Source organism: Neisseria sp. P0020.S005, from assembly GCF_051957055.1.
Lineage (GTDB): Bacteria > Pseudomonadota > Gammaproteobacteria > Burkholderiales > Neisseriaceae > Neisseria > Neisseria subflava_A.
In genome coordinates this window covers 1-462 of the sequence record NZ_JBQCWV010000059.1, presented here as the reverse complement: position 1 = coordinate 462, position 462 = coordinate 1, and the positions used below count along the sequence as shown (strand labels likewise).

Here is a 462-nt window from a genome sequence, read left to right as displayed (position 1 = left end):
ACAAAAAACACCCCCCCCAACACACCAAACACACAAACACAACCAACAACAACCAAAAACCCCCCACCACCCACAACACAACCCACACAACCCAAAACAAAACAAACCCCCACCAACACACCCAACACCCCACCAAACAAACAACCACCAACACAAAACAAAACAACACAAACAACAAAACCCCACACACCAAACCACCCAAACAAACAAACACAACACCCCCCCCCACCCCACAACACCCAAAACACAACCCCCACACCACCCAAAAAAACAACAAAACCGATAACACAGACACCAGCCTGCTCGCTGAAACCACAGCCACAAACAGCCAAATCGGGACAGTCTCCCTCCAAACGGCACGCGAGCCCTGCACCGCATGCGTCATCGACATCGACGACGGCGTACTACAGACCATACCAACAGAACAAACACAACCCAACGACACCACAAACCCCCACAACA

Annotated in this window: 1 protein-coding gene; it reads left to right on the top strand. The window is 51.1% G+C overall.

Going from position 1 to position 462, the window contains the following annotated elements; translation table 11 throughout:
- Positions 1 to 462: hypothetical protein (locus ACTHTU_RS11285; RefSeq protein WP_440362600.1), on the top strand; the 462-nt coding region annotated here is incomplete at both ends.